Genomic DNA, 24,607 nt, shown 5'->3' on the forward strand with positions numbered 1-24,607 from the left:
CATACATTGCTCGAAGTATAACATTGGTGCGGCACAAAAAACGCGGCACCGCTCTGTGTAGACTTCGAGCAGCGTCTAACTTTCAGTGCGTTGGCATTTTGCCATATCGTTCCCTTCCTACGAAAAAAAATCCTCCCCACCCTAAGATCGCTTCAACTTTGTGGTGCATGCGCAACACCGGCCTGCCGTAACTTTTAGAGATTGTCAAGAGTGGGTCCGCGAAATTGCGCGAAAGGCCGCAAATGTTTACCCGCGTGCGCGACTCGGATCCGCGCGGCCCCCGAGCCGCCTGAAGGGGCGCGATCGCGGCCGGTTCGCGGTGCCGCTGCCGTGGTCGCGATTTTTGCTGTTTACATATAGAGGGGGTGGCGAATCGGCGGCTGATGGGCGCATGTTAGAATCTCGCGTTGCGTTGCGCATGCAGCGCCCACGCGAAAGGCGTTCGCCGTCTTCGCTCCGAAACGATACGGATACATGGATCAATTCGCCAAAGAGACCCTGCCCACCTCCCTAGAGGAGGAAATGCGCCGTTCGTATCTCGATTACGCGATGAGCGTGATCGTCGGACGTGCCCTTCCGGATGTCCGCGATGGCCTGAAACCCGTGCACCGGCGCGTATTGTTCGCGATGCACGAACTGAACAACGACTGGAACCGCGCGTACAAGAAATCGGCGCGTATCGTCGGTGACGTGATCGGTAAGTATCACCCTCACGGCGATACCGCGGTGTACGACACGATCGTGCGGATGGCGCAGGACTTCTCGCTGCGCTACATGCTGATCGACGGGCAGGGCAACTTCGGCTCGATCGACGGCGACAACGCCGCGGCGATGCGTTACACCGAAATTCGCATGGCGAAGATCGGTCACGAGCTGCTCGCCGACATCGACAAGGAAACGGTCGACTTCGAGCCGAACTACGACGGCAACGAGATGCAGCCGTCGGTCCTGCCGTCGCGCATCCCGAACCTGCTGATCAACGGCTCGTCGGGCATTGCGGTCGGCATGGCGACCAACATCCCGCCGCACAACCTGAACGAAGTCGTCGACGCGTGCCAGCACCTGCTGGGCAACCCGGAAGCGACGATCGACGAGCTGATCGAGATCATCCCGGCGCCGGACTTCCCGACGGCCGGCATCATCTACGGCGTCGCCGGCGTGCGCGACGGCTACCGCACCGGGCGCGGCCGCGTCGTGATGCGCGCGGCCACGCACTTCGAGGAGATCGACCGCGGCCAGCGGATGGCGATCATCGTCGACGAGCTGCCGTACCAGGTGAACAAGCGCTCGCTGCTCGAGCGCATTGCCGAGCTCGTCAACGAGAAGAAGCTCGAGGGCATCTCCGACATCCGCGACGAGTCCGACAAGAGCGGCATGCGCGTCGTGATCGAGCTGAAGCGCGGCGAAGTGCCCGAAGTGGTGCTGAACAACCTGTACAAGGCGACGCAGCTGCAGGACACGTTCGGCATGAACATGGTCGCGCTGGTCGACGGCCAGCCGAAGCTGCTGAACCTGAAGGAAATCCTGCAGTGCTTCCTGTCGCATCGACGCGAAGTGCTGACGCGCCGCACGATCTACGAACTGCGCAAGGCCCGCGAACGCGGCCACGTGCTCGAAGGTCTCGCGGTCGCGCTCGCGAACATCGACGAGTTCATCGCGATCATCAAGGCCGCGCCGACGCCGCCGATCGCGAAGCAGGAACTGATGGCGAAGCCGTGGGATTCGTCGCTCGTGCGCGAGATGCTGACGCGCGCCGAGACCGAGAACGCATCCGCGGGCGGCCGCTCCGCGTACCGTCCGGAAGGCCTGAACCCGGCGTTCGGGATGCAGACCGACGGGCTGTACCGTCTGTCCGACACGCAGGCGCAGGAAATCCTGCAGATGCGTCTGCAGCGCCTGACCGGTCTCGAGCAGGACAAGATCATCGGCGAGTACCGCGAAGTGATGGCGCAGATCGCCGACCTGCTGGACATCCTCGCGCGCCCGGAGCGGATCACGACGATGATCGGCGAAGAGCTGACGTCGGTGAAGGCCGAATTCGGCGACGCGCGCCGCTCGAAGATCGAGCTGAACGCGACCGAGCTGAATACCGAAGACCTGATCACGCCGCAGGACATGGTCGTCACGATGTCGCACGCGGGCTACGTGAAGTCGCAGCCGCTGTCCGAGTATCGCGCGCAGAAGCGCGGCGGTCGCGGCAAGCAGGCGACGCAGATGAAGGAAGACGACTGGATCGAGACGCTGTTCATCGCGAACACGCACGACTACATCCTGTGCTTCTCGAACCGCGGCCGCGTGTACTGGGTCAAGGTCTATGAAGTGCCGCAAGGCTCGCGCAACTCGCGCGGCCGTCCGATCGTCAACATGTTCCCGCTGCAGGAAGGCGAGAAGATCAACGTCGTGCTGCCGGTCAAGGAGTTCTCGGCCGACAAGTTCGTGTTCATGGCGACGTCGCTCGGCACCGTGAAGAAGACGCCGCTCGAAGCATTCAGCCGCCCGATGAAGAAGGGCATCATCGCGGTCGGCCTCGACGAGGGCGATTACCTGATCGGCGCGTCGATCACCGACGGCGCGCACGACGTGATGCTGTTCTCTGACGCAGGCAAGGCCGTGCGCTTCGACGAGAACGACGTGCGCCCGATGGGCCGGGAAGCGCGCGGCGTGCGCGGCATGCAGCTCGAGGACGGGCAGCAGGTCATCGCGCTGCTGGTTGCCGGCAGCGAGGAGCAGACCGTGCTCACCGCGACCGAAAACGGCTACGGCAAGCGCACGCCGATCACCGAGTACACGCGTCACGGCCGCGGCACGAAGGGGATGATCGCGATCCAGACGTCCGAGCGCAACGGCAAGGTCGTCGCCGCGACGCTCGTCGACGCCGAGGATCAGATCATGCTGATCACGACCGCCGGCGTGTTGATCCGGACGCGTGTGTCCGAGATTCGCGAAATGGGGCGCGCCACGCAAGGTGTTACACTCATCAGTCTCGATGAGGGTACCAAGCTCTCCGGCCTGCAGCAGATCGCGGAAGCCGAAGAGGGCGATGGCGAGGCCGACGAGGCGTCGGACGGCGAAGCCTGAAGAACGGATGAGACTCGAGCCGCCGCGGGCGAAAAGCGCCGCGGTCGGCGAGCAACCATTCATATTTCCAAAAGGGAGTGATGATGCAAAAGCAATTCAAGCAACTGGTTCTGCTGGCTGCACTGGTGCCGACGTTCGCGATGGCGCAAGCGCTGTCGAATTCCGCACCGGCTGCGACCGCGGCAGCTGCGCCGATCGACGCCGACAAGAAGGCAGCGATCAAGGATCTGCTCGACGCGATCGACGCGCCGAAGCTCGTGTCGGCTATCGGCAACAGCGCCGAGATGCAGGCAAAGCAGCTCGTGCCGGCGATCCTGTCGGACGCGCTGTCGGAAAACAAGTCGCTGAACGACAAGCAGAAGCAAGCTGCCGTGCCGACGCTGCAGAAGAACGCAGTGCCGAAGCTGGTTGACGGCGCGGGCAAGGTGTTCGGCTCGCAGCAGTTCCAGAACGATGCGATGTCGGCTCAGTACGACGCCTATGCGAAGTACTACAGCACGTCGGAGATCAAGGATCTGACGACGTTCTACAAGAGCCCGACGGGCCGCAAGTTCATCCAGGTTCAGGATCAGGTCGGCCGCGACGTGGTCAACGGCCTGATGCAGAAGTACATGCCGCAAGCGATCCAGGCGACGCGCGCGCAGGCTGACAAGGAAGTCGCGGCAGTCAAGCCGGGCAAGTAAGCCGTCCGGGCACGCCGCCCGGCCGTTCGGCCGGGTTTGGCGGGAGCCTGATGACAGTGCGATAATGGCCGTTTGCGCGCGAGCGCAAGCGGCCATTTCTTTTCAGGCGCGGTTCTTTCTGCCGGCGGCAAGCCGGTCGCAAGCCGGTCGCGTCCCTCCCGAGGTTTTCACGATGCGCGTCTTTAATTTCTCCGCCGGTCCTGCGGCGCTCCCCGAGGAAGTGCTGCGGCAGGCCGCCGACGAAATGCTCGACTGGCACGGCAGCGGCATGAGCGTGATGGAGATGAGCCATCGCGGCAAGGAATTCATGTCGATCCACGAGGCGGCGCTGACCGACCTGCGCGAACTGCTCGATGTGCCGGCCAGCCACCGGATCCTGTTCCTGCAGGGCGGCGGCATCGGTGCGAACGCGACCGTGCCGATGAACCTGCTCGGCTCGCGCAAGACCGCCGACTTCGTCGTGACGGGCTCGTGGTCGCAGAAGTCGTTCAACGAAGCGAAGAAATACGGCACGCCGCATCTGGCCGCCTCCGGCAAGACGGCCGACGGTTTCACGCGCGCGCCTGCCCGTGCCGAGTGGCAGCTGTCGGACGATCCGGCCTACGTGCATCTGTGCACGAACGAGACGATCGACGGCGTCGAGACGTTCGAGATTCCCGACATCGGCGACGTGCCGCTCGTCGCCGATGTCTCGTCGCACATCCTGTCGCGCCCGATGGACGTCGCGAAGTACGGCGTGCTGTTCGGCGGCGCGCAGAAGAACATCGGGATAGCCGGCGTGACGGTCGTGATCGTGCGCGAGGATCTGCTCGATCGCGCGCTGTCGATCTGCCCGTCCGCATTCGAATGGAAAACCGTCGCCGAGAACAACTCGCTGTACAACACGCCGCCCACCTATGCGATCTACGTCGCGGGCCTCGTGTTCCAGTGGCTGAAGCGGCAGGGCGGCCTCGAGGCGATCGAGGCCCGCAATATCGAGAAGGCGAAGCTGCTCTACGACACGATCGATGCGAGCAGCTTCTATCTGAACAAGGTCGAGCCGGCGGCGCGTTCGCGGATGAACGTGCCCTTTTTCCTGGCCGACGAAACGCGCAATGAAGACTTCCTTGCCGGCGCAAAGGCGCGCGGGTTGCTGCAGCTGAAGGGCCACAAGTCCGTCGGCGGCATGCGGGCGTCGATCTACAACGCGGTGCCGCTCGAGGGCGTGAAAGCGCTCGTCGAGTACATGAAGGACTTCGAACGGCGCGGCGCCTGAGCGCGGCGCTGTTCAAACAGCACGGCAACTACGCATGGACGACGAACTGAATTCCCGCCTGAAACCGCTGCGCGACCGCATCGATGCGATCGACGCGCAGCTGATCGCGCTCCTGAACCAGCGCGCCGCAGTGGCGCTCGAGGTGGGCGAGGTCAAGAAGCATTTCAATGCGCCGGTGTTCCGGCCGGAACGCGAGCTGCAGGTGATCGCGCGCCTGCAGGACATGAGCGCGGGGCCGCTCGCGAGCGAGCACATCAGCGCCATCTGGCGCGAGATCATGGCCGCGAGCCGCGCGCTCGAGCAGACGATCCACGTCGCGTTCCTCGGGCCGGTCGGCACGTACAGCGAACAGGCGATGTTCGAGTATTTCGGCCAGTCGATCGAAGGGCTGCCGTGTCCGTCGATCGACGAGGTGTTCCGCTCGGTCGAGGCGGGCGCGTCCGCATTCGGCATCGCGCCGGTCGAGAATTCGACCGAAGGCGCGGTGTCGCGCACGCTCGACCTGCTGCTGCAGACGCAGTTGCTGATCAGCGGCGAACTCGCGCTGCCGATCCATCACAACCTGCTCACGCAGAGCGGCACGCTCGACGGCGTGAAGCGCGTCTGCGCGCATGCGCAGGCACTCGCGCAATGCCAGCAGTGGCTCGCCGCGAACGCACCGCAACTCGAGCGGCAAGCAGTGTCGAGCAACGCGGAGGCCGCGCGTCTCGCGGCGGCCGACCCGAGCGTCGCGGCGATCGCGGGCGACCGCGCGGCCGCGCACTACGGGCTGCAGATCGCGTTCTCGCTGATTCAGGACGATCCGCACAACCGCACGCGCTTCGTGATCATCGGCAAGCAGCCGGCCGGACCGAGCGGTCACGACCAGACCTCGCTGATCGTGTCGGTGAAGAACGAGCCGGGCGCGGTGTTCAAGCTGCTCGAACCGCTCGCGCGGCACGGGGTGTCGATGACCCGCTTCGAATCGCGCCCGGCGCGCGTCGGCACGTGGGAGTATTACTTCTACATCGACATCGAAGGGCACCGGGACGAGCCAGCCGTGGCCGCCGCGCTCGCGGAGCTCGGCCAGAAGGCCGCGTTCCTGAAGGTACTCGGTTCGTATCCGCGCGCGCGCTGACGCGCAGCGGCCCGTCGCCTGCACCGCGCAGGCGGCGCGGCGAAGCGGGCAGGGCAGGCCGGGCGGCGCTGCCCAAGGCGGGCTCGGGCGGTATCCGGTGCAGGTCGTGCCGGGTGCGGGCCCGTTGCCCGGAATCTGGACTTCCGCGCGCGGGGCATCGTTCCGCGCGCGTCACTTGGCTCTTGTCGTGTCAGGCTTTGCATTCAACAAACTGGTCATCTTCGGCGTCGGCCTGATCGGCGGATCGCTGGCGCGCGCGCTGCGCGAGCGCGCACCGGGCGGCGCGGGCGAAGTCGTCGGCGTCGGCCGTTCCCGTGCGTCGGTCGAGCGCGCGCTCGCGCTCGGCGTGATCGATCGCGCGGCGGCGCTCGACGACGATGCGCAACTGCGCGACGCGCTTGCCGGCGCCGATCTCGTGCTGCTGGCCGCGCCCGTCGCGCAAACGGGCCCGTTGCTCGCGCGCATCGCGCCGTGGCTCGAGGCCGCGACGCTCGTCACCGACGCGGGCAGCACCAAGTCCGATGTCGTCGCGGCGGCGCGCGAGGTGCTCGGTGCGCGGATCGCGCAATTCGTGCCGGGCCACCCGATCGCCGGGCGCGAGTCGAGCGGTGTCGAGGCCGCGCTGCCGGATCTGTACGTCGGCCGCAACGTCGTGCTGTGCCCGCTGCCGGAGAACGCACCCGACGCGGTCGCGCGGATCGACGCGATGTGGCGGGCGACCGGCGCCGACGTGCGCACGATGAGCACGGCGCAGCACGATCGCGTGTTCGCGTCGATCAGCCATCTGCCGCACGTGCTGTCGTTCGCGCTCGTCGAGCAGATCCTCGGCGAGACGGATGCCGAACTGAAATTCTCGTATGCGGCGGGCGGCTTCCGCGACTTCACGCGGATCGCGGCGTCGAGCCCGGAAATGTGGCGCGACGTGTGTGTCGCGAATCGCGCGGCGCTGCTCGACGAGCTCGACGGCTACACGCGCGTGCTCGCCCGGCTGCGTGCGGCGATCGACGCCGGCGACGGCGCGGCGCTCGAAGCCGTGTTCACGCGCTCGCGCGCGGCCCGCAAGGCATGGCAGGAACGCGGCGCTCAGCCCGCTGCCGAACCGGTCAAGAAATAACAGGAAACAGGACGATTCCCATGGACTATCTCGATCTCGGCCCGTATTCCAGTGCGTCGGGCACCGTGCGCCTGCCCGGCTCGAAGAGCATCTCGAACCGTGTGCTGCTGCTTGCGGCGCTTGCCGAAGGCGATACGACGATCACCAACCTGCTGGATTCCGACGACACCCGCGTGATGCTCGATGCACTCGGCAAGCTCGGCGTGAAGCTCGCGCGCGAGGGCGACACCTGTGTCGTCACCGGCACGCGCGGCGCGTTCACCGCGAAGACCGCCGACCTGTTCCTCGGCAACGCGGGCACCGCGGTGCGACCGTTGACGGCGGCGCTCGCGGTCAATGGCGGCGACTATCGCGTGCATGGCGTGCCGCGCATGCACGAGCGGCCGATCGGCGATCTCGTCGACGGCCTGCGGCAGATCGGCGCGCAGATCGACTACGAGCAGAACGACGGTTTTCCGCCGCTTCGGATCAAGCCTGCGGCGATCGCGGTCGACGCGCCGATCCGCGTGCGCGGCGACGTGTCGAGCCAGTTTCTCACCGCGCTGCTGATGACGCTGCCGCTCGTGAAGGCGAAGGACGGCAGGATCGTCGTCGAAGTCGACGGCGAACTGATCTCGAAGCCGTACATCGACATCACGATCCGGCTGATGGAGCGCTTCGGCGTGACCATCGAGCGCGACGGCTGGCAGCGCTTCGTCGTGCCGGCCGGCGTCCGCTACCGTTCGCCGGGGCGCATCATGGTCGAGGGCGATGCGTCGTCGGCCTCGTATTTCCTCGCGGCCGGCGCGCTCGGCGGCGGCCCGCTGCGCGTCGAGGGCGTAGGGCGCGCGAGCATCCAGGGCGACGTCGGCTTTGCGAATGCGCTGATGCAGATGGGCGCGAACGTATCGATGGGCGACGACTGGATCGAGGTGCGCGGCATCGGCCACGACCATGGCAAGCTCGAGCCGATCGACATGGACTTCAACCTGATTCCTGACGCGGCGATGACCATCGCGGTCGCGGCGCTGTTCGCGAGCGGCACGAGCACGCTGCGCAACATCGCGAGCTGGCGCGTGAAGGAAACCGACCGCATCGCCGCGATGGCGACCGAGTTGCGCAAGGTCGGCGCAATCGTCGAGGAAGGCCCCGACTATCTGGTCGTCACGCCGCCGCAACAACTCACGCCGAACGCCGCGATCGACACGTACGACGATCACCGGATGGCGATGTGCTTCTCGCTCGTCAGTCTGGGCGGCGTGCCCGTGCGAATCAACGATCCGAAGTGCGTCGGCAAGACGTTCCCCGACTATTTCGACCGCTTCGCCGCGCTCGCCAAGGCCTGACCCACCGTACCGATGAAATCCACCCGACCCTTTCACCCGACCCCCGTCATCACGATCGACGGTCCGACCGCTTCCGGCAAGGGGACCGTCGCCGCGCTCGTCGCCGCGCATCTCGGCTTCCACCTGCTCGACAGCGGCGCGCTGTACCGACTCGCCGCGCTCGCGAGCGTACGCTACGGCATCGCGGCGGAGGACATCGACGCGCTCGTGAAGCTGATCGACGATCTTCACATCACGTTCCGCGAGGGCTGCGCGCAGCTCGACGGCGTCGACGTGTCGAACGACATCCGCGCCGAAGCGGTCGGCAACCGCGCGTCGGCGATTGCCGTGCACGGGCCGGTGCGTACCGCGCTGGTCGCGCGCCAGCGCGCATTCCGCAAGACGCCGGGCCTCGTCGCCGACGGGCGCGACATGGGCACCGTGATCTTCCCGGACGCCGTGCTGAAGGTGTTTCTGACGGCCAGCGCCGAGGCGCGCGCGGCCAGACGGCATAAGCAATTGATGCAAAAAGGTTTTTCTGCTAACATAGATGACTTGCTCCGGGATCTTCGTGAACGTGACGCGCGCGACAGCAATCGCGCCGCCGCGCCGCTGAGGCCCGCGGCAGATGCCAAGCTGCTCGATACGTCGGCGCTTTCGGTCGATGAAGCGGTCGACCAGGTGCTGCAGTGGTACCGGGCGCTCGGCCAGCCCGCCTGAGAAGGCGGGCGGCAGTAGGTGCTTCGCGCGGGCAGCGCGGAGCGTGTTTCGAACCCTTAACCCCGTATGGACCTCGATCTGGCCCTTTCAGCCTGCCATTCCGGCCGGCGTGGCACAGCGAGCCATGCACAATCAGATTTTTATGTCCGACCTGCAAACCTCCACCCCGAATACCGAATCCTTTGCGGCTCTGTTCGAAGAGTCGCTGACCCGTCAAGACATGCGCGCCGGCGAAGTGATTTCCGCCGAAGTCGTGCGCGTCGACCACAACTTCGTGGTCGTCAATGCAGGCCTGAAGTCCGAGGCTTACATTCCGATCGAGGAATTCCTGAACGATCAGGGCGAGGTTGAGGTGCAGTCGGGCGATTTCGTGTCCGTCGCGATCGACGCACTCGAAAACGGCTACGGCGACACGATCCTGTCGCGCGACAAGGCGAAGCGCCTTGCATCGTGGCTGTCGCTGGAAAAGGCCCTCGACAACAACGAACTCGTCACCGGCACGATCACCGGCAAGGTGAAGGGCGGCATGACCGTGATGGTCAACGGCATCCGCGCGTTCCTGCCGGGTTCGCTGGTCGACACGCGTCCGGTCAAGGACACGACCCCGTACGAAGGCAAGACGCTCGAGTTCCGCGTGATCAAGCTCGATCGCAAGCGTAACAACGTCGTGCTGTCGCGTCGTGCAGTGATCGAAGCAACGCAAGGCGAAGAGCGCGCGAAGCTGCTCGAGACGCTGAAGGAAGGCGCGATCGTCAACGGCGTGGTCAAGAACATCACCGACTACGGCGCGTTCGTCGACCTCGGCGGCATCGACGGCCTGCTGCACATCACCGACATCGCATGGCGTCGCGTGCGTCACCCGAGCGAAGTCCTGTCGGTTGGCCAGGAAGTCACCGCGAAGATCCTCAAGTTCGACCAAGAGAAGAACCGCGTCTCGCTGGGCATCAAGCAACTGGGCGACGATCCGTGGGAAGGCATCTCGCGCCGTTACCCGTCGGGCACGCGCCTGTTCGGCAAGGTCACGAACATCACCGACTACGGCGCATTCGTCGAAGTGGAATCGGGCATCGAAGGCCTCGTCCACGTGTCGGAAATGGACTGGACCAACAAGAACGTTGCACCGTCGAAGGTTGTCCAGCTGGGCGACGAAGTCGAAGTCATGGTCCTCGAGATCGACGAAGACCGTCGTCGTATCAGCCTCGGCATGAAGCAGTGCAAGCCGAATCCGTGGGATGACTTCAGCCGCAACTTCAAGAAGGGCGACAAGATCACGGGCGCAATCAAGTCGATCACCGACTTCGGCGTGTTCATCGGTCTGCCGGGCGGCATCGACGGCCTGGTCCACCTGTCGGACCTGTCGTGGAGCGAAGCCGGCGAAGAAGCCGTTCGCAAGTACAAGAAGGGCGACGAAGTCGAAGCGATCGTGCTCGGTATCGACGTCGAGAAGGAGCGTATTTCGCTCGGCATCAAGCAGCTCGAAGGCGACCCGTTCAGCAACTACGTTGCAATGAACGACAAGGGTTCGATCGTCGACGGCGTGGTGAAGTCGGTCGATGCGAAGGGCGCTGTCATCACGCTGACGGGCGACATCGAAGGCTACCTGCGTGCATCGGAAATCTCGCAGGATCGCGTCGAAGACGCACGCAACGTGCTGAAGGAAGGCGACAAGGTCAACGCGATGGTGATCAACATCGATCGCAAGTCGCGTGGCATCAACCTGTCGATCAAGGCGAAGGATTCGGCTGAACAACAGGAAGCGATCCGCGGCCTGCAGTCGGACACCAGCGCTGCTGCGACCGGTACGACCAACCTCGGCGCGCTGCTGAAGGCGAAGCTCGACGGCCAGAACCAGTAAGCCTCACGAGGTCTGCTGAAGTATGACCAAATCCGAGTTGGTCGCGCAGCTGGCACTGCGATTTCCGCAACTTGTCCTCAAGGATGCGGATTTCGCGGTGAAAACGATGCTCGATGCGATGTCCGACGCCCTGGCGAAAGGGCATCGCATCGAAATTCGGGGTTTCGGCAGCTTCGGCCTCAACCGTCGCCCGGCGCGCGTCGGACGCAACCCGAAGTCGGGGGAGAAAGTGCAGGTGCCCGAGAAATTCGTGCCTCACTTCAAGCCCGGCAAGGAATTGCGTGAACGCGTCGACGGCCGCGCCGGCGAGCCGCTGAAAGCTGATGATCCGGACGACGAACGTTGAACGTCGTTCGGCTTGCCCGGAATCCGTCCGGCGAAGGCTGAAGAAAAAAGCGCCCCTTGCGGGCGCTTTTTTCATTTCCGGCTGCCGTGCGGCAATGCGCATCCGCAGGATGTGCGGTGACGCGGAAACGCTTCCTTTACAATACGGGTCGATTCGGCGCCGCGAAGGGGAGTCGCGCGCCGCGGCAAACCTCAACAAAGAGAGGGCTACATGAAGTTTATCGTCTGGCTGATCCGGGTATTGGTGTTCGTGCTGCTGCTGGTGCTCGCACTGGCCAATACGCAAACCGCGACGCTGAATTTCGTTGCCGGCTACGCATGGCAAGCGCCGCTGATCCTGATCGGCCTCGCGTTCTTCGTCGTCGGGCTGCTGGCCGGCCTGCTGTCGGCACTGCCGGCGATGTTCCGCCTGCGCCTCGAGAACGGGCGCCTGAAGCGCGATCTGCGTGCGGCGCGCGAAACCCCGGCCATCGTCGACCAGCCGCCGATGCCGCCCGTCATTTAACACGGACGCCGCGCGACTCCCGCGCGGTTTTCGTCTCTGCTTCGATATTTCGCATGGATCTGGATTTCTGGTGGTTGCTCGCGATTCCGGTGGCGTTCGCGCTCGGCTGGGCGGCGTCACGCTATGACCTGAAGAACCTCCTGTCGGAGAGCGCCAACCTGCCGCGATCGTATTTCCGCGGCCTGAACTTTCTGTTGAACGAACAACCGGACAAGGCGATCGACGCGTTCATCGAGGTCGCGAAACTCGACCCCGAGACGGTCGAGCTGCACTTCGCGCTCGGCAACCTGTTCCGCCGTCGCGGCGAAACGGACCGTGCGATCCGCGTGCACCAGAATCTGCTGAGCCGCACGGACCTGCCGGTCAACGAGCGCGACCATGCGCTGTACGAACTCGGCCAGGATTTCCTGAAGGCCGGCCTGCTCGATCGTGCCGAGGAGGCCTTCCACCGGCTCGCCGACGGCGACTACGCGCTGGGCGCGCAGCGGGCGCTGCTGACGATCTACGAGATCGAGAAGGACTGGAACAAGTCGATCGACACCGCGAAGCGCATCGAATCGATGAGCGACAAGCCGCTCGGCACCGAAATAGCGCAGTTCCACTGCGAACTCGCGCAGGACGCGCTGCAACGCAAGAACGCCACTGCCGCGGCCGACCAGTTGAAGCTCGCGCTTGCCGCGAACCCGCAGAACGTCCGCGCGACGATCCTGTCCGGTGATGCCGCGCAGGCGGCGGGCGATCACGCGGCCGCGATCGAGCACTGGAAGCGCGTCGAGGCGCAAAATCCCGCTTATCTGCCGCTCGTCGCCGACAAGCTGATGAAGGCCTATGTCGCGCTCGACAAGCCGGTCGAGGGCGCCGAGCTGCTGATGGGCTACGTCGATCGCTATCCGTCGAACGACCTGCTCGATACTGCGTATCAGCACATCGCCGGGTTGCGCGGCCAGGACGCGGCGCATACGCTCGCGCGCACGCAGATGGAGAAGTCGCCGAACCTGTCGGGCATGCTGCACCTACTCGATGCGCAGATCGCGGCCGCCGACGAGCCGCGCCGTAAGGAACTTGAAATGATGCGCGCGCTGATCAAGCAGCGCACCAAAAATCTGCCACGCTATACGTGCCAGAATTGCGGTTTCCGGGCACGACTCTTCTACTGGCAGTGCCCCGGATGCAGCGGCTGGGAAACCTATGCGCCGCGCCGCGTCGAACCTGCGATGCCGGGTTGATCCCGGGGCGCGGCGCCGACGCACTGCGGTTCCCGCCGGGTCCGGCCCGGCGGGCAAGTTAGTCAATTACCGGGACGTACCGGAACATCTATGAAAATCACCATCATCGGCACCGGCTATGTCGGTCTTGTCACAGGCTCCTGCCTCGCCGAGATCGGCCACGACGTCTTCTGTCTGGATGTCGATCCGCGCAAGATCGAGATCCTGAACAACGGCGGGATGCCGATTCACGAACCGGGCCTGCTGGACATCATCGCGCGCAATCGCGCGGCAGGGCGTCTGCGCTTCTCGACGGACATCGAGGCGAGCGTCGCGCACGGCGAGATCCAGTTCATCGCCGTCGGCACGCCGCCCGACGAGGACGGTTCGGCCGACCTGCAATACGTGCTCGAGGCCGCGCGCAACATCGGTCGTTACATGACCGGTTTCAAGGTGATCGTCGACAAGTCGACGGTGCCGGTCGGCACCGCGCAGCGCGTGCGCGCGGTGGTCGACGAGGCGCTCGGCGCCCGCGGGCTCGCGGGCAGCGTCGCGCACCGTTTCTCGGTCGTATCGAATCCGGAATTCCTGAAGGAAGGCGCGGCAGTCGAGGACTTCATGCGCCCGGACCGGATCGTCATCGGCGTCGACGACGACGAGACGGGCACGGTGGCGCGCGAGAGGATGAAGAAGCTGTACGCGCCGTTCAACCGCAATCACGAGCGCACGATCTACATGGACGTGCGTTCGGCGGAATTCGCGAAATATGCGGCGAATGCGATGCTCGCGACCCGCATCTCGTTCATGAACGAGATGTCGAATCTCGCCGACAAGGTCGGTGCCGACATCGAAGCCGTGCGCCGCGGGATCGGTTCCGATCCGCGCATCGGCTATCACTTCCTGTACGCGGGCGTCGGCTACGGCGGCTCGTGCTTCCCGAAGGACGTGCAGGCGCTGATCCGCACCGCCGGCGAGAACGGCCAGCCGCTGCGCATCCTGGAGGCCGTCGAAGCGGCCAACTCCGCACAGAAGGACGTGCTGATCGGCAAGATCGAGCAGCGCTTCGGCGCGGACCTGACCGGTCGCGAATTCGCGGTCTGGGGCCTCGCGTTCAAGCCGAATACGGACGACATGCGCGAGGCGCCGAGCCGTCGGCTGATCGCCGCGCTGCTCGGGCGTGGCGCGATCGTGCGCGCGTACGATCCGGTCGCGATCGACGAGGCGCGCCGCGTGTTCGCGCTCGATCTCGGCGAGGCTTCCGACGCGCTTGCGCGTCTGCATTTCGTCGATACCCAGGACGCGGCCGTGAGCGCCGCGGATGCGCTCGTGATCGTCACCGAGTGGAAGGAATTCCGGAGCCCGGATTTCACGCGCCTGAAGGCCGAACTGAAGGCGCCGGTGATCTTCGACGGGCGCAACCTGTACGAACCGGACGCGATGGCCGAACTCGGCTTCGACTACCATGCGATCGGGCGTCCGCACGTCGATCCGCAGTCCCCCTCCCGTGGATGAGCGCACGATGACGACCCTTCGCGAAGTGGTGCCGGTCCCGCGCGCGCAGCTCGCGCGTTCGCGTGTGCTCGTGGTCGGCGACGTGATGCTCGACCGCTACTGGTTCGGCAACGTCGACCGTATTTCGCCGGAAGCGCCGGTGCCCGTCGTGCACGTGCAGCGCCAGGAAGAGCGGCTCGGCGGCGCGGCCAACGTCGCGCGCAACGCCGTGACGCTCGGCGCCCAGGCCGGGCTGCTGTGCGTGGTCGGCTGCGACGAACCCGGTGAGCGGATCGTCGAGCTGCTCGGCAGCAGTGGCGTCACGCCCCATCTCGAGCGCGACGCGGCGCTGCCGACGACCATCAAGCTGCGCGTGCTTGCGCGCCAGCAGCAGCTGCTGCGCGTCGATTTCGAAGCGATGCCGACGCACGAGGTGCTGCTCGCCGGGCTCGCGCGGTTCGACGCGCTGCTGCCGCAGCACGACATCGTGCTGATGTCGGATTACGCGAAAGGCGGGCTGACGCACGTGACGACGATGATCGAGAAGGCGCGCGCGGCCGGCAAGCCGGTGCTCGTCGATCCGAAGGGCGGCGACTGGGCGCGCTATCGCGGCGCCTCGCTGATCACGCCGAACCGCGCGGAGTTGCGCGAAGTCGTCGGTCAGTGGCATTCGGAAGACGACCTTCGCGCGCGCGTCGCGAAGCTGCGCGCGGAACTCGATCTCGATGCGTTGCTGCTCACGCGTTCGGAAGAGGGGATGACGCTCTTTTCCGCCGCGGGCGAACTGCACGCGCCGGCGCTCGCGCGCGAGGTGTACGACGTGTCGGGGGCGGGCGATACCGTGATCGCGACCGTCGCGACGATGCTCGGCGCAGGCGTGCCGCTCGTCGACGCCGTCGTGCTGGCGAACCGTGCCGCGGGTATTGTGGTCGGCAAGCTCGGCACGGCGACCGTCGGCTACGACGAACTATTTCACTGAGCGCATCGGGCGGCGCACGCGCCGGCCGGACGGCTCCCATTTTTCAGGCAGGACGACCATGACCATCATCGTCACCGGCGCAGCCGGTTTTATCGGCGCGAACATCGTCAAGGCGCTCAACGAGCGTGGCGAGTCGCGCATCATCGCGGTCGACAATCTGACGCGCGCGGAAAAGTTCCGCAATCTCGTCGATTGCGAGATCGACGACTATCTCGACAAGACGGAATTCGTCGAACGCTTCGCACGCGGCGATTTCGGCAAGGTACGCGCGGTGTTCCACGAAGGCGCCTGTTCGGACACGATGGAAACCGACGGCCGCTACATGATGGACAACAACTTCCGCTACAGCCGCGCGGTGCTCGATGCGTGCCTCGCGCAGGGCGCGCAGTTCCTGTACGCGTCGTCGGCGGCGACCTACGGCGGCTCGACGCGCTTCGTCGAGGAGCGCGAGGTCGAGGCGCCGCTGAACGTCTACGGCTATTCGAAGTTCCTGTTCGACCAGGTGATCCGGCGCGTGCTGCCGAGCGCGAAGAGCCAGATCGCCGGGTTCCGCTACTTCAACGTGTACGGCCCGCGCGAGACGCACAAGGGCCGCATGGCGTCGGTCGCGTTCCACAACTTCAACCAGTTCCGCGCGGAAGGCAAGGTCAAGCTGTTCGGCGAGTACAACGGTTATGCGCCGGGCGAGCAGACGCGCGACTTCGTGTCGATCGAGGATGTCGCGAAGGTGAACCTGTTCTTCTTCGATCATCCGGAGAAGTCGGGCATCTTCAACCTCGGCACCGGCCGCGCACAACCGTTCAACGACATCGCGTCGACGGTCGTGAACACGCTGCGCGCGCTCGACGGCCTGCCGCCGCTGACGCTCGCGCAGCAGGTCGAGCAGGGGCTGATCGAATACGTGCCGTTCCCGGATGCGCTGCGCGGCAAGTACCAGTGCTTCACGCAGGCCGACCAGACGAAGCTGCGTGCTGCCGGCTACGATGCGCCGTTCCTGACGGTGCAGGAAGGTGTCGACCGTTACGTGCGTTGGCTGTCCGGCCAGGTTTAAGTCCGCGCGTCGCATCGCTAGACTGGGTCTCACGGTCGGCAGCCGCCGACCGTTTTTCATCGGAGATCCAGCACATGATCAGGAAATGGTTTGCCGCCGCAGCGATGTTCGGCGCGATCGCGTCGGCCTGGGCGGCCGTCGACGTCAACACCGCGAACGAGGATGCACTCGTCGGCATCAAGGGCATCGGTCCCGCGCGGGCAAAGGCGATTCTCGACGAGCGCGGCGCGCGCGGCCCGTTCAGGAATGCAGACGATCTTGCATCGCGCGTGAAAGGCATGGGCGGCCATACGGTCGAGCGCCTTCAGCAGGAGGGGTTGACGATCGGCGCAGCAGGCTCGGGTGCGCAGGCACCCGCCGCGGGCAAGCCCACCGCAGTGAAACCTGCCGCGGCGCCCGCCCGCACTGCGCAGAAGTAACGCTCGCGAGGCGAAAGGCTCCTTCAGTCGCCGTCGTTGCGACGGCTTCCCGCGGCATGCCGCGGGTTTTTTGCGTGCATGCTGCACGCGCACGATCGTGAATCGCGGGCACGCCTATTCCACCGTCGCAATGGGGGTTGCCGGCGCGAGCCCCGGCGCTGGTTTACAATCAATCGATTGATCAGCCTCGCACTCACGGTATCTCCATGGCTTACAAAACTATCGAAGACACGATCGGCAACACGCCGCTCGTGCAACTGGTCCGCCTGCCGGACGACGAGATTCGCGCACGCAACAACGTGTTGCTCGCCAAGCTGGAAGGCAACAATCCGGCCGGTTCCGTGAAGGATCGCCCTGCGCTGTCGATGATCAACAAGGCCGAGGCGCGCGGCCGCATCAAGCCGGGCGATACGCTGATCGAGGCGACGAGCGGCAATACGGGCATCGCGCTCGCGATGGCCGCGGCGATCCGCGGTTACAAGATGGTGCTGATCATGCCGGAGGACCTGTCGGTCGAGCGTCGCCAGAGCATGGCCGCTTACGGTGCCGAAATCATCCTGACGCCGGTAAAGGGCGGGATGGAACTGGCGCGCGACCTCGCGGAGCAGATGCAGCGCGAAGGCAAGGGCGTGATCCTCGATCAGTTCGGGAACCCCGACAACCCGCTCGCGCACTACGAAGGAACGGGCCCGGAGATCTGGCGCGACACCGAGGGGCGCGTCACGCACTTCGTGTCGGCGATGGGCACGACGGGCACGATCATGGGCACGTCGCGTTTTCTGAAGGAACAGAATCCGGCGATCGAGATCGTTGGCGCGCAGCCGGAAGAAGGGTCGCGCATCCCGGGCATTCGCAAGTGGCCGGAGGCCTATATGCCGACGATCTTCGATCGCAGTCGCGTCGATCGCGTCGAGAGCGTGAGCCAGGCCGCGTCCGAAACGATGGCGCGCCGGCTCGCGGCCGTCGAAGGCATCTTTGCCGGCATCTCGTCGGGTGGCGCATGCGAAGTCGCGATGCGCATCGCGCGCCAGGTGGAGAACGCGACGATCGTGTTCATCGTCTGCGATCGCGGCGACCGATACCTGTCGACCGGCGTGTTTCCTGCCTGAGCCGGAACGGCATCGGCAGGATCACGCGATAAAAAAGCGCCGCACGAGCGGCGCTTTTTCTTTGCGCGGGCCGAGCTTACTGCGCTGGTGCTTCCGTGTCCGCCGCGGGCAGCGGCAGCGCGCCGCTCGCTTCCATCTGCGCCTTCACGGCTTCGCCGAGCTGGTACACGGTGAGCGTGTAGAAGAAGCTGCGGTTGTAGCGCGTCAGCACGTAGAAGTTCTTGAGGCCGAGCATGTACTCGGTTGCGCGCCCCGGCGACGGCAGATCGACCACGGTCACCGGCGTGCCGGCTTCGGTGGTGATATTGACCGTCGGCTCGTTGAGCGTCATGCCGGCGCGCAGCAGCTGCGACAGTGCCCAGTGCGGTTCGGGCTGGCCGTCCGCGGCCGCCTGGGCGATGCCGAGGCTGCCCGTGTCGGGCGTGATCCGCCAGACCACCGGGCGGTCGGTTTCCCAGCCGTGCTGCTTCAGGTAGTTTGCGACGCTGCCGATCGCATCGGCAGGACTGCTGCGCAGATCGACGTGGCCGCCGCCGTCGTAGTCGACCGCATACTCGCGGATGCTGCTCGGCAGGAACTGCGGGATGCCGATCGCACCCGTGTACGAGCCGAGCACGGTGGTCGGGTCGAGCTGGTTGTCGCGGGTCCAGACGAGGAAGTCCTCGAGGTTCTTGCGGAACGTGGCCTGGCGGCTGTCGCGATTCGGCGTGTCCGGGTAGTCGAATGTGAGCGTCGTCAGCGCATCGAGCACGCGGAAGTTGCCCATGTAGCGGCCGTAGATCGTTTCGACGCCGATGATGCCGACGATCACCTCGGGCGGCACGCCAAATTCCTCGGACGCGCGCTGCAGCGTTGCCCGGTTCGCCTTCCAGAATTTCACGCCCGCGTTGATGCGGATCGGTTCGATGAAGCGCGAACGATAGACGCTCCAGTTCTTCACCGAAGGCGTCGGCGCCGGCTTCACGAGTTTCACGGCCGTGGCCGAGTAGCTGACGCGCGAGAACAGCGCGTGCAGGCTCGCGGAATCGAAGCCGTTGCGGCTCACCATCTCGTCGATGAACGCATCGACCTTCGCGTTGCTCGCGTAACGCTGCGGAACGATCTCCTCTTCGAAGGTCTGGCCCGGCGGCGTCGGCTGCTGCGGTTGCGCCTGCGCGACGAGCGTGCCGGGAGACTTCGCAGGCTGTGTTTGCGCGGCGGCGGGTGCGGCGGCCAGGGTAGCGGCGACGGCAGCGGCAACGAGCGGAACGCGAACGCGGAACAGTGCGGAGAGAAGGGCGGCAGGCTTGCTGGAATTCATGTCGAAGCGGGCGGACAGGGCGATGGGGTTCGGCGCAGTATACCCGACGCACCTTGCGTGCCGGGGCGTAGCAGCGCACCGTTGTGGTAAGTTAGCGGCGAATTCGCGGCAGACGATGGACATCATTGATGGAGACCAGCGGCGCAACCCGCGTCGCGGATGACAGCTTATGGCAACCGCCTTCTATACGCACCCCGACTGCATGCTGCACGAGATGGGGGAATGGCATCCGGAATGCCCGGCCCGACTGTCGGCGATCCAGGATCAGCTGATCGCGAGCCGCATCGACGACCTGATCGTGCACGAAACCGCGCCGTTCGCGAGCGAGGTGGCGCTGGGCCGCGTGCATACGCAGGCCCATATCGACTACATCCGCAGCATGATGCCCGTCGACGGCTACGTCGAGATCGATCCCGACACGCTGATGAACCGCGACACGTGGCGCGCCGCGCTGCGTGCGGCCGGCGCCGCGATCGCGGCGACCGACGCGGTGATCGAAGGCCGCTACGCGAATGCGTTCTGCAGCGTTCGGCCGCCCGGCCATCACGCGGAACCCGCGCGCGCGATGGGCTTCTGCTTCTTCAACAACGTCGCGATCGCCGCGCGGCACGCGCTCGACGTGCACGGCCTCGAGCGGGTCGCGATCATCGATTTCGACGTGCACCACGGCAACGGCACCGAAGCCGCGTTCGCGAACGACGAGCGCGTGCTGATGTGCAGCTTCTTCCAGCATCCGCTGTACCCGTTCTCGGGCGCCGATCACCAGGCGCCGAACATGGTCAACCTGCCGATGCCTGCGCGCAGCAACGGGATGGCGATCCGCGAAGCGGTCGACATGTTCTGGCTGCCGCGTCTCGACGCGTTCAAGCCGCAAATGCTGTTCGTGTCGGCCGGTTTCGACGCGCATCGCGAGGACGACATCGGCAACCTCGGTCTCGTCGAATCCGATTTCGAATGGCTGACCGCCCAGGTCGTCGACGTCGCGCGCCGGCATGCGCAGGGTCGCATCGTGAGCTGTCTCGAGGGCGGCTACAACCTGTCGGCACTCGGGCGCAGCGTGGTCGCGCACCTGCGCGTGCTGGCCGGCATCTGACCGGCAGCGGATCGGCGCGCGCTCAGCGCGCCGGCACGTGCGCGTGAATCCACGCGATCAGCGCATCGATCACGCGGTCGCGCTCGAGATCGTTCATCGTTTCGTGGAACCCGCCTTCGTATAGCGTCAGCGTGCGATCGGGCGAGCCGACGCGGGCGCCGAACGCGCGGCTTCCATCGGGTTCGGTCAGCTTGTCCTCGGTGCCGTGATAGACGAGCACCGGCACGCGCAGCGCACCGCGACCGTGCTCGATGCGCGCCATCGCATCGAGGATTTCGGCGCCGGTGCGCGCCGGCACCGCGCCGTGGTGCACGAGCGGATCGGCGCGATTGGCCGCGACGACGGCCGGATCGCGCGACAACAGCGCCGCATCGATCCTGATTGCAGGGAAGCTCGGCCACACGCGGCTGATGAAGCGGCTCATCGCGAGCATCCAGCGCGGCACGTCGCGTCCCGGCGCGAGCGCCGGGCTCGACAGCACGAGGCCTGCCAGTGCGTGGCCGCGAGCCGGCACGCGTTCGATCGCATACAGCGCCGCGACGGCGCCGCCCATGCTGTGCCCCATCAGGAAGAGCGGCGTGGCGCCGCGGGCGGCTTCGGCAACCAGCGCATCCGCATCGTTCAGGTAATCGTCGAAACGCTCGACCCATGCGCGTTTGCCGGGCGACTGGCCGTGCCCGCGCAGATCGATCGCCAGCACGTCGATGCCCGCCGCGTTCAATCTGGCCGCGAGCGCCGCGTAACGGCCCGCATGCTCGGCGAGGCCGTGGACGAGCGCGATCGTCGCAAGCGGCGGCACCGTGCCGTCGCCGGCCGGCCAGCGATACGACGCCAGTTCGAGCCCGTCCGCGGTACGCAGCCGGCCCATCCGCGGGGCGGGCGGCGATACCGGGCCCGATGCCGAGGTGGCGGCGGGTGCGGCGGCCTGCGTGGTGGTGGCGGTCATCTGGCGGGTCCCCTGTCTCGTTGGCTTCGGTGTTCCGGATCATAGTCGCGGTAGCCGCGCGGCGGCCCAGCAGCGCCCCTCTAATTTCGTCTGGTTATGAAAAGATCGAAATCGATTATTAAGTGGAATGAGGCGTTTGCGGTAAAATCGCCGGCTATTCCAGATGCTTCGGCGGCCGACTGGCGGGCCTCGCCAGCCGGCCGCCGTTTTGTTTACATGATCGAATTACGCAATCTGTCGCAGCGTTTTCCCGGGCCGACCGGCTGGGTCGACGCATTGCACAACGTCAATCTGACGATCCCGCAGGGAGAGGTGTTCGGCATCATCGGCCGAAGCGGCGCCGGCAAGAGCACGCTCGTGCGCACCATCAACCTGCTCACGCGGCCGACCGAAGGCAATGTCGTCGTCGGGGGACGCGATCTCACGCTGCTGTCGTCCGGCGCGCTGCGCGAAGCGCGCCGCGAAATCGGCATGATCTTCCAGCACTTCAATCTGCTGTCGTCGCGCACGGTGTTCGACAACGTCGCGCTGCCGCTCGAGCTGGCCGGCGCGAGCCGTGCCGAGATCGAGGCGGCGGTGCTGCCGCTGCTCGACCTCGTCGGGCTGTCCGCGCAGAAGGATCGCTATCCGGCGCAGATCAGCGGCGGCCAGAAGCAGCGCGTCGGCATCGCCCGCGCGCTCGCGAGCAAGCCGAAGGTGCTGCTGTCGGACGAAGCGACGTCGGCGCTCGACCCCGAGACCACGCGCGCGATCCTCGACCTGCTGAAGCGCATCAACCGCGAGCTCGGCCTGACGATCGTGCTGATCACGCACCAGATGGAAGTCATCAAGCAGGTGTGCGATCGCGTGGCGGTGCTCGACGCGGGCCGCGTGGTCGAAGAGGGCCGCGTGATCGACGTGTTCCTGCAGCCGCATCACGAAGTGACGCGCGCGCTGATCGGCGACGTGATCGCGCAGGAACTGCCGCCCGCGCTGAAGGCGCGCGTGGCCGAGCGGCTGAAGACGGGCAGCGGGCATCTGCTGCGGCTCGCGTTCACCGGCTCGGGTGTCGATCAGCCGATCCTGTCGGAGACGATCCGCCGGTACGAACTCGATTTCAACATCCTGCATGGCCAGATCGACGAGATCCAGGGGCAGGCGTTCGGGTCGCTCGCGGTGCTCGCGGGCGGCGAACCGGGCAAGGTCGGGCAGGCGCTCGCGTTCCTGCGCGAGCAAGGTGTGGTGGTAGAGGAGCTTTCGTATGTTGAGTGAGATGTTCGATATGTTCGTGCAGTCGTTCTGGGAGACGCTGATCATGGTCGGCATCTCGGGGGCGGTCGGCGCGCTCGTCGGGCTGCCGCTCGGCGTGCTGCTCTACCTGACCGACCGCCAGGGCGTGCTGCAGAACCTCGGCGTGAATCGCGTGCTCGGCGGCATCGTGAACGCGGTGCGCTCGACGCCGTTCATCATCCTGCTGGTCGCGGTCATACCGTTCACGCGGCTCGTCACGGGGTCGTCGATCGGCACGGCCGCAGCGGTCGTGCCGCTGACGCTCGCGGCCGCACCGTTCGTCGCGCGGTTGGTCGAGACCGCGCTGCGCGAAGTCGACCGCGGGCTGATCGAGGCCGCCCAGTCGATGGGTGCGACGACCTCGCAGATCGTGTTCAAGGTGCTGCTGCCCGAATCGCTGCCGGGCATCGTCGCGGGCCTGACGATCACGTTCGTGTCGCTCGTCGGCTATTCGGCGATGGCCGGTGCGATCGGCGGCGGCGGGCTCGGCGATCTCGGGATCCGCTACGGCTACCAGCGCTATCTGCCGGAAGTGATGTGGACGGTCGTCGCGATCCTGATCGTGTTCGTGCAGATCGTGCAGTCGTTCGGCGACTGGCTCGTGCGCCGGCTGAGCCACAAGTAAAACGACATTCATTCGTTGGGGGATAGGATGCAACGACGCTTCATGCTGAAGTTCGCGGCCGCATTCGGCGCGGCCGCACTGTTCGCGAGCGCGCACGCGCAGACCGAAACCATCAAGGTGGGCGTGACGGGCGGCCCGCACGCGCAGATCATGGAGGTGGTGAAGAAGGTCGCGGCCAAGGGCGGCCTCGACATCCGCGTCGTCGAATTCTCGGATTACGTGCAACCGAACGCGGCGCTCGCGTCGGGCGATCTCGACGCGAACAGCTACCAGCACGATCCGTATCTGCAGGCGCAGGTGAAGGATCGCGGCTACAAGCTGATCAAGGTCGCGGAGACCGTCACGTTCCCGATGGGCATCTATTCGAAGCGGGTGAAGTCGCTGGCCGAGTTGAAGCCGGGCGCGCGCATCGCGGTGCCGAACGATCCGACCAACGGCGGCCGTGCGCTGCTGTTGCTGCAGAAACAGGGGCTCCTGAAGCTGCGCGCGGACGCCGGGCTGAAGGCGACGCCGCTCGACATCGTCGACAACCCGCGCAAGCTGAAGATCGTCGAGCTCGATGCGGCGCAGATTCCGCGCTCGCTCGGCGACGTCGACGCGGCCGCGATCAATACCAACTACGCGATGGAAGCGGGGTTGAAACCGAAACAGGATGCGATCGCGATCGAGGGCCCGACCGGCCCGTACGCGAACATTCTCGCGATTCGCGAGGCCGACCGGAGCAAACCGTGGGTCGCGAAGCTGGTCGCGGCTTATCATTCCGCGGAAGTGAAGCAGTTCATCGAACAGAAGTTCGGCGGCGCGGTGATCGCTGCCTGGTAACACGTGATGCGGGGCGCGCCCGGTGACGATTAGAGTCGATGATCGAAAACCCGGGCTTTGCGTCCGGGTTTTTTCTCTTTTAAAATAGAACGACCGTTCGCTATTGCCGGCGCGCCGGAGAGGCGCGCTATCCTCGATAGCCGCGATGGATTGGTCCGCTTGGCCGCGCAGTCATGAGGCCTCGCTATAGAATGGCCTCTGGTCGTATTCGTAACTTTGGAGCGTGTGCATGAAAATCCTGGTGCCAGTGAAAAGAGTGGTCGATTACAACGTGAAGGTCCGCGTGAAGTCGGACAACACGGGCGTCGACATCGCGAACGTG

The 24,607-nt window shown here is 65.7% G+C and carries 22 protein-coding genes and 1 pseudogene; 21 read left to right on the plus strand and 2 right to left on the minus strand.

Translation table 11 applies throughout. From position 1 onward, the window contains the following. Nucleotides 1-474: 474 nt before the first annotated feature. The 16 genes from gyrA to cysM all read left to right on the plus strand — a co-directional run bounded on the left by gyrA (nucleotide 475) and on the right by cysM (nucleotide 18,230). Nucleotides 475-3,078, plus strand: a complete 2,604-nt coding sequence (gyrA, locus tag DIE02_RS12220) for a DNA gyrase subunit A (RefSeq protein WP_044844841.1) — start codon at nucleotides 475-477, stop codon at nucleotides 3,076-3,078. A gap of 83 nt (nucleotides 3,079-3,161) precedes the next feature. Further along, nucleotides 3,162-3,761 (plus strand): DUF2059 domain-containing protein, encoded by a 600-nt coding sequence (locus DIE02_RS12225; protein WP_044844860.1) that lies wholly within the window; start codon nucleotides 3,162-3,164, stop codon nucleotides 3,759-3,761. A gap of 172 nt (nucleotides 3,762-3,933) precedes the next feature. Further along, a complete protein-coding gene (gene serC, locus DIE02_RS12230; protein ID WP_124522082.1) occupies nucleotides 3,934-5,016 on the plus strand; it encodes a 3-phosphoserine/phosphohydroxythreonine transaminase in 1,083 nt (360 codons plus the stop codon). Nucleotides 5,017-5,050: 34 nt separating this feature from the next. Beyond that, entirely contained in the window at nucleotides 5,051-6,133 is a 1,083-nt protein-coding gene (gene pheA / locus DIE02_RS12235; RefSeq protein WP_044844839.1) for a prephenate dehydratase, read from the plus strand. 187 nt (nucleotides 6,134-6,320) lie between these two features. Further along, on the plus strand, nucleotides 6,321-7,247 hold the full coding sequence (locus DIE02_RS12240; RefSeq protein WP_124487824.1) for a prephenate dehydrogenase/arogenate dehydrogenase family protein: 927 nt from the start codon (nucleotides 6,321-6,323) through the stop codon (nucleotides 7,245-7,247). Between the two features lie 20 nt (nucleotides 7,248-7,267). Then, nucleotides 7,268-8,572 (plus strand): 3-phosphoshikimate 1-carboxyvinyltransferase, encoded by a 1,305-nt coding sequence (gene aroA, locus DIE02_RS12245; RefSeq protein WP_124487825.1) that lies wholly within the window; start codon nucleotides 7,268-7,270, stop codon nucleotides 8,570-8,572. A 12-nt stretch (nucleotides 8,573-8,584) separates the two neighbouring features. Further along, nucleotides 8,585-9,271 (plus strand): (d)CMP kinase, encoded by a 687-nt coding sequence (gene cmk / locus DIE02_RS12250; RefSeq protein ID WP_124487826.1) that lies wholly within the window; start codon nucleotides 8,585-8,587, stop codon nucleotides 9,269-9,271. A 142-nt stretch (nucleotides 9,272-9,413) separates the two neighbouring features. Next, on the plus strand, nucleotides 9,414-11,126 hold the full coding sequence (gene rpsA, locus DIE02_RS12255) for a 30S ribosomal protein S1 (RefSeq protein ID WP_044844859.1): 1,713 nt from the start codon (nucleotides 9,414-9,416) through the stop codon (nucleotides 11,124-11,126). Between the two features lie 22 nt (nucleotides 11,127-11,148). Then, on the plus strand, nucleotides 11,149-11,472 hold the full coding sequence (locus DIE02_RS12260) for an integration host factor subunit beta (protein WP_034187427.1): 324 nt from the start codon (nucleotides 11,149-11,151) through the stop codon (nucleotides 11,470-11,472). A gap of 210 nt (nucleotides 11,473-11,682) precedes the next feature. Continuing rightward, nucleotides 11,683-11,976, plus strand: a complete 294-nt coding sequence (locus DIE02_RS12265; protein ID WP_044844835.1) for a lipopolysaccharide assembly protein LapA domain-containing protein — start codon at nucleotides 11,683-11,685, stop codon at nucleotides 11,974-11,976. Nucleotides 11,977-12,029: 53 nt separating this feature from the next. After that, nucleotides 12,030-13,202: a lipopolysaccharide assembly protein LapB gene (gene lapB / locus DIE02_RS12270; protein WP_124487827.1), complete on the plus strand. Its 1,173-nt coding sequence runs from the start codon at nucleotides 12,030-12,032 to the stop codon at nucleotides 13,200-13,202. 90 nt (nucleotides 13,203-13,292) lie between these two features. After that, entirely contained in the window at nucleotides 13,293-14,693 is a 1,401-nt protein-coding gene (locus tag DIE02_RS12275; protein ID WP_124487828.1) for a UDP-glucose/GDP-mannose dehydrogenase family protein, read from the plus strand. A gap of 7 nt (nucleotides 14,694-14,700) precedes the next feature. Beyond that, nucleotides 14,701-15,651, plus strand: coding sequence for a D-glycero-beta-D-manno-heptose-7-phosphate kinase (rfaE1, locus tag DIE02_RS12280; protein WP_124487829.1), 951 nt, complete (start codon nucleotides 14,701-14,703; stop codon nucleotides 15,649-15,651). A gap of 58 nt (nucleotides 15,652-15,709) precedes the next feature. Then, nucleotides 15,710-16,702: an ADP-glyceromanno-heptose 6-epimerase gene (rfaD, locus tag DIE02_RS12285; protein ID WP_044844832.1), complete on the plus strand. Its 993-nt coding sequence runs from the start codon at nucleotides 15,710-15,712 to the stop codon at nucleotides 16,700-16,702. A 74-nt stretch (nucleotides 16,703-16,776) separates the two neighbouring features. Beyond that, nucleotides 16,777-17,121: a helix-hairpin-helix domain-containing protein gene (locus tag DIE02_RS12290; RefSeq protein WP_124487830.1), complete on the plus strand. Its 345-nt coding sequence runs from the start codon at nucleotides 16,777-16,779 to the stop codon at nucleotides 17,119-17,121. Between the two features lie 206 nt (nucleotides 17,122-17,327). After that, complete coding sequence (cysM, locus tag DIE02_RS12295; protein ID WP_124487831.1) at nucleotides 17,328-18,230, plus strand: cysteine synthase CysM; 903 nt, start codon at nucleotides 17,328-17,330, stop codon at nucleotides 18,228-18,230. Nucleotides 18,231-18,306: 76 nt separating this feature from the next. On the opposite strand, the gene mltB is transcribed toward cysM, so the two are convergent. Continuing rightward, on the minus strand, nucleotides 18,307-19,656 hold the full coding sequence (mltB, locus tag DIE02_RS12300) for a lytic murein transglycosylase B (protein ID WP_124529061.1): 1,350 nt from the start codon (nucleotides 19,654-19,656) through the stop codon (nucleotides 18,307-18,309). 43 nt (nucleotides 19,657-19,699) lie between these two features. Between mltB and DIE02_RS12305 the strand changes: the two genes are divergently transcribed. Continuing rightward, complete coding sequence (locus DIE02_RS12305; protein ID WP_044844828.1) at nucleotides 19,700-20,623, plus strand: histone deacetylase family protein; 924 nt, start codon at nucleotides 19,700-19,702, stop codon at nucleotides 20,621-20,623. Nucleotides 20,624-20,645: 22 nt separating this feature from the next. Here the strand turns inward: DIE02_RS12305 and DIE02_RS12310 are convergent, their stop codons facing one another. Continuing rightward, the gene (locus DIE02_RS12310) at nucleotides 20,646-21,569 is read right to left on the minus strand and encodes an alpha/beta hydrolase (RefSeq protein ID WP_124522080.1); all 924 of its coding nucleotides are present in this window, start codon (nucleotides 21,567-21,569) and stop codon (nucleotides 20,646-20,648) included. A 216-nt stretch (nucleotides 21,570-21,785) separates the two neighbouring features. Between DIE02_RS12310 and DIE02_RS12315 the strand changes: the two genes are divergently transcribed. The 4 genes and pseudogenes from DIE02_RS12315 to DIE02_RS12330 form a co-directional block, all read left to right on the plus strand. Further along, the gene (locus tag DIE02_RS12315; protein ID WP_044844826.1) at nucleotides 21,786-22,820 is read left to right on the plus strand and encodes a methionine ABC transporter ATP-binding protein; all 1,035 of its coding nucleotides are present in this window, start codon (nucleotides 21,786-21,788) and stop codon (nucleotides 22,818-22,820) included. Beyond that, a complete protein-coding gene (locus tag DIE02_RS12320; protein WP_044844825.1) occupies nucleotides 22,810-23,463 on the plus strand; it encodes a methionine ABC transporter permease in 654 nt (217 codons plus the stop codon). Before DIE02_RS12315 ends, DIE02_RS12320 begins: the two co-directional genes overlap by 11 nt. Nucleotides 23,464-23,490: 27 nt before the next feature. Then, nucleotides 23,491-24,285: a MetQ/NlpA family ABC transporter substrate-binding protein gene (locus DIE02_RS12325; RefSeq protein ID WP_124522078.1), complete on the plus strand. Its 795-nt coding sequence runs from the start codon at nucleotides 23,491-23,493 to the stop codon at nucleotides 24,283-24,285. Between the two features lie 229 nt (nucleotides 24,286-24,514). Beyond that, nucleotides 24,515-24,607 (plus strand): annotated as a pseudogene (locus DIE02_RS12330) (electron transfer flavoprotein subunit beta/FixA family protein); the annotation flags it as partial.

Source organism: Burkholderia sp. Bp8991, from assembly GCF_003853795.1.
Taxonomy (GTDB): Bacteria; Pseudomonadota; Gammaproteobacteria; order Burkholderiales; family Burkholderiaceae; genus Burkholderia.